Annotated in this window: 6 protein-coding genes and 1 pseudogene; 4 read left to right on the plus strand and 3 right to left on the minus strand. The window is 70.4% G+C overall.

What is annotated here, in order from left to right:
* Nucleotides 1-1096: pseudogene (locus VJ976_RS02075) on the plus strand (vitamin B12-dependent ribonucleotide reductase); the annotation flags it as partial.
* Between the two features lie 33 nt (nucleotides 1097-1129).
* Here VJ976_RS02075 and VJ976_RS02080 read toward each other — a convergent pair.
* Together VJ976_RS02080 and VJ976_RS02085 are read right to left on the minus strand one after the other, a co-directional pair.
* Nucleotides 1130-1882: a hypothetical protein gene (locus VJ976_RS02080; RefSeq protein WP_324098413.1), complete on the minus strand. Its 753-nt coding sequence runs from the start codon at nucleotides 1880-1882 to the stop codon at nucleotides 1130-1132.
* A gap of 42 nt (nucleotides 1883-1924) precedes the next feature.
* On the minus strand, nucleotides 1925-2185 hold the full coding sequence (locus VJ976_RS02085; RefSeq protein ID WP_324098415.1) for a hypothetical protein: 261 nt from the start codon (nucleotides 2183-2185) through the stop codon (nucleotides 1925-1927).
* 324 nt (nucleotides 2186-2509) lie between these two features.
* On the opposite strand from VJ976_RS02085, the gene VJ976_RS02090 reads away from it, so the two are divergent.
* Nucleotides 2510-3919, plus strand: coding sequence for a magnesium chelatase (locus VJ976_RS02090; protein WP_324098417.1), 1410 nt, complete (start codon nucleotides 2510-2512; stop codon nucleotides 3917-3919).
* Between the two features lie 8 nt (nucleotides 3920-3927).
* On the plus strand, nucleotides 3928-5976 hold the full coding sequence (locus VJ976_RS02095; RefSeq protein ID WP_324098419.1) for a VWA domain-containing protein: 2049 nt from the start codon (nucleotides 3928-3930) through the stop codon (nucleotides 5974-5976).
* Here VJ976_RS02095 and VJ976_RS02100 read toward each other — a convergent pair.
* Nucleotides 5973-6719, minus strand: a complete 747-nt coding sequence (locus VJ976_RS02100; protein ID WP_324098421.1) for a hypothetical protein — start codon at nucleotides 6717-6719, stop codon at nucleotides 5973-5975. The genes VJ976_RS02095 and VJ976_RS02100 overlap by 4 nt on opposite strands.
* 78 nt (nucleotides 6720-6797) lie before the next feature.
* On the opposite strand from VJ976_RS02100, the gene VJ976_RS02105 reads away from it, so the two are divergent.
* Nucleotides 6798-7189, plus strand: a 392-nt coding sequence (locus VJ976_RS02105) for a YihY/virulence factor BrkB family protein (RefSeq protein ID WP_324098422.1), incomplete at its 3' end; no start/stop codon positions are given.

Below are 7189 nucleotides of genomic sequence, written 5' to 3' on the forward strand. Positions count from 1 at the left end.
GGCCATCGTGGAGCACATCGCCGAGCACGGGCACGTCATCGACGCTCCAGGTCTGAAGCCGGAACACTACGAGGTCTTCGACTGCGCCATGGGCACCCGGGCCATCAAGCCGATGGGACACGTGCGGATGATGGCGGCCACGCAGCCGTTCCTGTCCGGCGCGATCTCCAAGACGGTGAACCTGCCCGAGAGTGCCACGGTGGAGGAGATCGCCGAGGTCTACCAGCAGGGCTGGAACCTGGGCCTGAAAGCGCTGGCTGTCTACCGGGACATGTGCAAGGTCGGTCAGCCGCTCTCGGATGGCAAGAAGAGCGAGGCCAAGCAGAGCGAGAGCGTCGAGGGGTCCGCCGCTGTCGAGCCGAAGGTCGAGAAGGTTGTCGAGTACCGGCCGGTGCGCAAGCGGCTGCCCAAGCGGCGGGCCAGCCAGACCACGTCGTTCTCGGTCGGTGGCGCCGAGGGGTATCTCACCGCCGGCACCTACGACGACGGCACGCTGGGTGAGCTGTTCCTGAAGTTCGGCAAGCAGGGCTCGACCCTGGCGGGGGTCATGGACGCCTTCTCGATCGCGGTCTCGGTCGGCCTGCAGTATGGGGTGCCGCTCGAGACCTACGTCGAGAAGTTCACCAACCTGCGCTTCGAGCCCGCTGGCCTGACCGACGACCCGGACGTGCGGATGTCGCAGTCGTTGATGGACTACGTCTTCCGCCGCCTGGCGCTGGACTACATGGACTTCGAGACCCGCTCGTTCATGGGCATCCACACCGCCGAGGAGCGGGCCCGTCAGCTCGAGACCGGTTCTTATGCGCCGGGGGATTCCGAGGAGGAGGACATCGAGGACGCCCTGGAGTCCTACAGCCAGTCGGTGGCGCCCGCGAGCAAGCGGCAGACCCCCGACCCCGCTGAGGTCACCTCCGGGGCCGGAGCCGCCGATGCTCGCGCGGCCGAGCTCTCCGTGCACTCCTCAGCCGAGCTGCTCGAGCAGCTGCAGGGCAAGGCCGCCGACGCACCGATGTGCATGACCTGCGGCACGAAGATGCGTCCGGCCGGCTCGTGCTATGTCTGCGAAGGCTGCGGCAGCACCAGCGGCTGCAGCTGAGCCGAGTACGCGGCTGTGAGTCCGCCCGGCAGGTCACCAGGCCGCCGGGCGGACTGGCGTCCACCGTTCGCCCGTGTCGGTGCGGTGACCTCCTCGCGGGGAGGCGTGGCCGGGACGGCTTGATGTCGAACGGGCCTCACAGAGAACCTCGTGGACCACCTCACGGTTGAGGCGCCCGGTGCGGCGGTCGGTCATGTTCCAGGTCATGGGGCTGGTGTGGGGGGCGCGCAGGACGGCGAGCCCCGCGGGGACCTCCGCCCGGGCTCCGGCCAGCGCCTGCTCCCACCGGGTACTGGTGGAGCGACCGAGCAACACGACGGTGTTGAGCTCGGGCAGAGCGCTGAGCAGCGGGCCCAGCCATCTCCCGGCGTGGCCGGCCTGCCTCGCCCGGCTGGCCACGCGACCGCTCGCGCTCAGCGCGGGGTCCTGGGTCCACCACGGGATGACGGCCCAGAAGAAGAGCTCCTCGACGGCGAGCTCAGCGTCCGAACACGCCGCCAACGTGTGACCGGCGGTGGGGTCGTTCGCGTGCAGGCTCAGGATCCCGGTGCCGGCGGTGCGACACGGGACGTGTTCCTCCAGCAACAGAAGCACAGACGCCCGCCGGCCCCCTCCTGCGGGATCCGGCAGAGGCACCTGCGCGCCGATGTCGTTCTCGATGCGACGGGACAGTGCGCTCAGGTCGCGAACATGCACCTCACCCGTGCGCGCCCGGCGTTCCCCCGCGTCCGTCTGCGCGTCCAACAGGTGCCCGCTCTGCCACGCCGGACGGTTGCGGATAGCCATCAGGCCATCCTGCACGGTGCTCTGCCGACCGTGGGCGAGAGTTCAGGCGGTGACGGTCGCAACCAGGCGACGACCACGGCGGTGCGTGGCGCGCCAGCTGACATCGGCACCGTCGGCCAGCAGGCTCCGGGTGCAGGTCGCGACCAGGCAGTCCTGCGAGGTGTGCTCGCCACGGATGTCCGCGATCCGAGAGGTGGCCCGAGCGGTCCAGGCGTCACGCGACATGGCGGCCTCGGTGGTGAACCACTTGACGGTGACCCGACCCGACCAGGATCGGGTCACCGTGACGACGGGCAGGGACATAGAGCCAATTTACCATTCACATACCTTCCGCTGATACGGCGCAGAGATCTCGCGGAGCAAGATCAGATGTACGGCTCACCCGGCTCGAAGCCGGGACACCGCAGGACGGGGAGTCGGGGATAGCGGACCAGTCGCTCATCCCAGGCTGCCCGCAGACACCGCAGATAGGCGGTACCCCGTCTGGTGGCGTTGATGCGCCCGTGGACGCACTGCGAGCACAACCCTGCGGGAGCCCCCAGAGCGGGCGGGTTGACGGGCGACACCCCATGACCGTACCCGGGGGCGGCACGATGTCTGTTCCTTCCCAGGACTACCGTTGAGCACGTGACCTCGAACTCTCAGCCCACCGGGCACCCGGCCGCCAGCACCCTCGGTGAGCTCAGGGCGTGCGGGCACGTCCAGCAGTCGGTCAAGCGCGAGCTGCGCGGCAACCTGCTGCGCGCTCTCGCCGCCGGGCAGGACCCCTGGCCCGGCCTGCACGGCTTCGAGGCGACGGTCATCCCGCAGGTGGAGCGGGCCGTGATCGCCGGGCACGACATCGTCCTCCTCGGTGAGCGTGGTCAGGGAAAGACACGCCTGCTGCGAACCCTGGTCGGCCTGCTGGACGAGTGGACCCCGGTCATCGCCGGCTCAGACCTGGGGGAGCACCCGTACGAGCCGGTGACACCCGCCTCCCTCCGACGAGCCGAGGATCTGGGTGAGGACCTCCCCGTCGCGTGGCGGCACCGCAGTGAGCGGTACGCCGAGAAGCTGGCCACCCCCGACACCTCGGTCGCCGACCTCATCGGCGACGTCGACCCGATGAAGGTCACCGAGGGTCGCTCCCTGGGTGACCCCGAGACCATCCACTTCGGGCTCATCCCGCGCTCCCACCGCGGCATCGTGGCCATCAACGAGCTGCCCGACCTGGCCGAACGTATCCAGGTGGCCATGCTCAACGTGATGGAGGAGCGCGACATCCAGATCCGCGGGTACATCCTGCGGCTGGAGCTCGACGTGTTCGTCGTCGCCAGCGCCAACCCCGAGGACTACACCAACCGGGGTCGCATCATCACCCCGCTGAAGGACCGCTTCGGCGCCGAGATCCGCACTCACTACCCCGAGGCGCTGGCCGACGAGATCGCAGTGGTGACGCAGGAGGCCGACCTGGCCGCCGAGGTGCCCGAGCACCTCGTCGAGATCCTGGCACGCTTCACCCGGTCGCTGCGCGAGTCCGGCGCCGTGGACCAGCGCTCGGGGGTCTCCGCGCGCTTCTCCATCGCCGGCGCCGAGACCGTGGCGGCCTCCGCGCTGCACCGGGCCACCACCCAGCACGAGGACCACGCCGTCGCCCGGGTGGTCGACCTGGAGGCTGCCGTGGACGTGCTCGGCGGCAAGGTGGAGTTCGAGTCCGGCGAGGAGGGGCGTGAACGCGACATCCTCGACCACCTGCTCCGCCGGGCGACCGCCGACACGGTGCGAGCGCGGCTGGCGGGGATCGACCTGAGCCTGCTGGTTGAGGCGCTGGAGGGCGGCACCACCGTCACCACGGGCGAGCGGGTGACCGCCCGCGACGTGCTGGCCGGTCTCCCGGTCCTCGGCGAGTCCGACGTCTACGACCAGGTGATGGATCGCCTGGAGGCTCACAACGACGGCCAGCGGGCCAGCGCGGTGGAGCTGGCCCTGGAGGGTCTCTACCTGGCTCGCAAGATCTCCAAGGAGTCCACGGGCTCTGGTGAGACCCTCTACGGCTGAACGACGCGATGACCTCCTCCAACCCCCACCCCTCTCGCCGCGGAGCCACCTACGGCCGGTACGCCGGGGGTCCTGATCCGCTCGCACCGCCGGTCGACCTCGGCGAGGCGCTCGAGGCGATCGGTGAGGAGGTGATGGCCGGCTACTCCCCGGAAAGCGCGATGCGCGAGTTCCTCCGGCGTGGGGGTACCCAGCAGCCGGGCCTGGACGACCTGGCTGCGCGGGTCTCGCAGAAGCGCCGGGAGCTGCTCGACCGGCACCACCTCGACGGCACGATGGAGCAGGTGAGGGAGCTGCTGGAGCGAGCGGTCCTGGCCGAGCGCAAACAGCTGGCGCGGGAGATGGGGGAGGAGGCCCGCTTCGCCGAGATGCAGGTCGAGAACCTCAGCCCCTCCACCGCCGCGGCGGTCGCCGAGCTCGGCGACTACGCCTGGCACAGCAGCGACGCCCGAGCGGACTTCGAGCAGATCAAGGACCTCCTCGGCCGGGAGATGCTGGACCAGCGTTTCGCGGGGATGAAGCAGGCCCTCGAGAACGCCACCGACGAGGACCGCGCCGCGGTCGAGCAGATGCTGCGCGACCTCAACTCCCTCCTGCAGGCCCACCGGCGCGGGGAGGACACACAGGCGCAGTTCGCCGACTTCATGGACGAGCACGGGGAGTACTTCCCGGAGAACCCCGACACGATCGAGGAGCTCCTCGACGCCCTGGCCGCACGCGCCGCCGCCGCCCAGCGCATGCGCAACTCGATGACCAGTGAGCAGCGTGAGGAGCTCGACGCGCTCGCTGCGCAGGCCTTCGGCTCCCCGCAGCTGATGGACTCCCTCTCCAGCCTCGACGAGAACTTGCGTGCCCTGCGCCCGGGCGAGGACTGGAACGCCTCGGAACGGTTCGACGGCGAGCAGGGCCTGGGGTTGGGAGACGGCACCGGCGCTCTGCAGGACTTGGCCGAGCTCGACGCCCTGGCCGAACAGCTCTCCCAGCAGTACGCCGGGGCCAGCATGGGCGATGTCGACCTCGAGCTGTTGGCCCGACAGCTCGACGACGAGGCCGCGGTGGACGCCCGCACGCTGGCCGACCTCGAGCGCGCGTTGAAGGACACGGGGATGATGCAGCGCGGCAGCGACGGCGCGCTGCGCCTGTCCCCCAAGGCGATGCGCCAGCTGGGACGCTCGCTCCTGCGTCAGGTGGCGCGGCGGATGTCCGGGCGCAGCGGCACGCGCGACCTGCGACGCGCCGGTGCGGCGGGGGAGCGCAGTGGCGCCACCCGGGAGTGGGAGTTCGGCGACACCGAGCCGTGGGACGTGACCCGCACCGTGCTCAATGCGCACCGCCGCAGCACCGTCGAAGCCGCCGACCAGGCCGCGCCACCACCGGTCACCTCCTCCAACCCGGCCGGGCTGCGCCTGTCCATCGGCGACGTCGAGGTGCACGAGACCGAGGCGCGCACCCAGGCCGCCGTCGCCCTGCTCGTGGACACCTCGTTCTCGATGGCGATCGAGGGCCGTTGGGTGCCGATGAAGCGCACCGCCCTGGCGCTGCATCAGCTGGTCCGGACGCGCTTTCGCGGCGACGCGCTCCAGCTCGTCGCCTTCGGGCGGTACGCCGAGGTGCTCGACATCGAGCAGCTGACCGCTCGGGAGCCGCGCACCGAGAAGGGCACCAACCTGCACCATGGCCTCCTGCTGGCAGCGCGGCACTTCCGGCGGCACCCCAGCGCCCAGCCGGTGCTGCTGGTCGTCACGGACGGAGAGCCCACGGCGCACCTCGAGCCCGGGGGACAGGCGTTCTTCGACTACCCGCCGCACCCGTTGACCCTGGCGCGCAGCGTACGGGAGCTGGACCACTGCGCCCGGCTGGGTGCGCAGACCACGTTCTTCCGCTTGGGTGACGACCGCGGCCTGGCCCGTTTCGTGGACCAGATGGCGCGACGCGTGGACGGGGTGGTGGTGGCCCCGGAGCTCGACGACCTCGGCGCCGCTGTGGTCAGCTCCTACCTCACCTCACGCACCCCCGGATGGGGCGAGCAGATGTGGGGTTGGCAGGAACCCTCCTAGGCACACTCGATCTGACCCAGCGAGGCCAGACCCTCCAGGTCGCCGGGGCCGTAGGACAGCCGTGTCGGCGTCGGGTTCATCAGCTCGCCCGCGTCGTCGACGTGCCCCAGCCCGACCAGGTGCCCGAACTCGTGGTCGAGGATGGCCTGGGAGACCCGCCCACCGAGGTCGAAGGCACTGCCCTCGGTGTCGATCACGACCATCCCGCTCACGTAGCGCCGGGTCCCACCGATCTGCATCGCGGTGCTCCCGCCCAACCCGCGCACATCTCCCGCGAGCTCGGGCACCTCGCTGGAGTCGGCCCAGGCGACCACGACGGGGTCGCTCGTCCCGCGCGAGGTGAAGTTGCGCTCGCTGGTCTCTCCCACCACCTCCATCGTCAGACCTGTGGCCTCGGACGTGCGCTGCACCGAGGTGTCCACCATCTGGGCGTAGCCCTCCGGCGCCCCCCGAGGGTTGACGACGATCTCGATGCGGCGGCAGGGGTCGAAGCCGACCGGGCTCTTGCCGTCGGGCTGGGTCATGGCGTAGGTGAAGGTGCCTTCTCCGCGGGGCGGTGGCGCGACGGCGGAGGGCTCGACGACCCCGGTGTCGGCCACCAGCCGGCGCACCGTGTCCAGGCTGTAGTCGGGGTGCCAGGCGAGGAAGCCGGCGACCACGGCACCCACCACCAGGATGGTGGTGAACAGCCCGGACAGCGCGGATCCTTCGGCGCGCTGACCGTACTCCGGCTCGGTGGGCATGACACGATCATGCGACAGCTGGCTGGAGATGACCTGGGACACCGAACTGAGCCGGCGAGGAAGGGCCGGGTGAGGTCGGTGGAGATTGCCACCAAGCTCAACGACTGGCAACAGCAGCGGCGCTGGAGGAGCGTCCCGGTGGCCGTGGTCTACAAGTTCGTCGACGACCAGGGCATCTTTCTGGCCGCTTTGATCACCTACTACGGGTTTCTCTCGATGTTCCCGTTGCTGCTGCTGGTCGCCTCCGTGCTCGGATTCCTGCTGCAGAACCGCCCCGAGCTGCGGGAGTCGATCCTGGACACGGCGGTGAGCCAGTTCCCGGTGGTCGGCGCGGAGATCTCCCAGCCCGCGGGCCTGCAGGGCAGCAGCGTGGCGCTGTGGGTCGGCGTCCTGATCGCGTTGTACGGCGCCTCGAGGGTCTCCCACGCCACGCAGCACGCCATGAACGTGTGCTGGGCGGTGCCTCGGCA

Source organism: Ornithinimicrobium sp. (assembly GCF_035267225.1).
Classification (GTDB): Bacteria; Actinomycetota; Actinomycetes; order Actinomycetales; family Dermatophilaceae; genus Ornithinicoccus.

Bases quoted from the DNA above. Each gene is read 5' to 3' on its own strand.
- VJ976_RS02095 (WP_324098419.1), top strand. From the start codon at position 3,928: ATGACCTCCTCCAACCCCCACCCCTCTCGCCGCGGAGCCACCTACGGC.
- VJ976_RS02080 (WP_324098413.1), bottom strand. From the start codon at position 1,882: ATGGCTATCCGCAACCGTCCGGCGTGGCAGAGCGGGCACCTGTTGGAC.
- VJ976_RS02085 (WP_324098415.1), bottom strand. From the start codon at position 2,185: ATGTCCCTGCCCGTCGTCACGGTGACCCGATCCTGGTCGGGTCGGGTC.
- VJ976_RS02100 (WP_324098421.1), bottom strand. From the start codon at position 6,719: ATGCCCACCGAGCCGGAGTACGGTCAGCGCGCCGAAGGATCCGCGCTG.